This is a genomic window from Pseudoalteromonas sp. 0802, assembly GCF_013350085.1.
Taxonomy (GTDB): Bacteria; Pseudomonadota; Gammaproteobacteria; order Enterobacterales; family Alteromonadaceae; genus Pseudoalteromonas.
This window is the reverse complement of sequence record NZ_JABVXE010000083.1, coordinates 1-464: the sequence shown is the minus strand read 5'-3', so window position 1 is coordinate 464 and position 464 is coordinate 1. Positions and strand designations below refer to the sequence as shown.

Sequence of the window (464 nt, the reverse complement as noted above, 5' to 3'; positions counted from 1 at the left end):
TTTACTTTTGAAAACTCTTTATAGATACAATTATCTATAAGAATTTTAATATCAGCTTTCCAAATTTTTAAAGAGCAAGAGAATAAACTTCTCAAAATTAAACACACTCTATTCTCAAGCAGTTTATTACCTGATTAAGAATGTTTATTTTTAAGGAGTAAAAGTGGTGGAGCTAAGCAGGATCGAACTGCTGACCTCCTGCGTGCAAGGCAGGCGCTCTCCCAGCTGAGCTATAGCCCCACATATGCTGGTACTTACTGTTTATTTGCCACTTCAAAGAAGTGGTGGGTCTGAGTAGATTTGAACTACCGACCTCACCCTTATCAGGGGTGCGCTCTAACCAACTGAGCTACAGACCCAAACAATAAGTGTTGTTCTCTTTACAATTAACAATCATCTGTGTGGACACTACGAACAAATAAGTTCTAAATCGTATAAGGAGGTGATCCAGCCCCAGGTTCCCC

The 464-nt window shown here is 39.4% G+C and carries 2 tRNA genes; both read right to left on the bottom strand.

What is annotated here, in order from left to right:
* Positions 1–164: 164 nt before the first annotated feature.
* Positions 165–240, bottom strand: a tRNA-Ala gene (locus HUS61_RS21245).
* A 42-nt stretch (positions 241–282) separates the two neighbouring features.
* Positions 283–359: transfer RNA gene (locus HUS61_RS21240), tRNA-Ile, on the bottom strand.
* Between the last annotated feature and the right edge of the window lie 105 nt (positions 360–464).